Below are 288 nucleotides of genomic sequence, written 5' to 3' on the forward strand. Positions count from 1 at the left end.
GGTGACGTGGAGACGCAGCAGTGACACCACCGCCGGCTGACGGAATAGCCGGTTAAAGAGTGTAGACGTCGATTCCCGCAGGCAAATCCACGGGAAGAGTCGAACTTGATAGTACACCAACACCTTCGGGTAGCGGTGATAGTGTGGGTAAGCAGACTGCCGAGAAAATCCGCTAAACTTAACGTTGTAGGTACCCGTACCGCAAACGGACACACGTAGTCGGGTTGAATATACTAAGGCGCTTGGGTGAGTCACGGTTAAGGAACTAGGCAAATTGACCCTGTAACT

General features: G+C 52.4%; 1 rRNA gene. It reads left to right on the forward strand.

Annotated features, from left to right (window positions below):
* Positions 1-288: ribosomal RNA gene (locus H6A27_RS14795) — 23S ribosomal RNA — on the forward strand; the annotation flags it as partial.

This window comes from Bacteroides caecigallinarum, assembly GCF_016902295.1.
GTDB lineage: Bacteria > Bacteroidota > Bacteroidia > Bacteroidales > Bacteroidaceae > Phocaeicola > Phocaeicola caecigallinarum_A.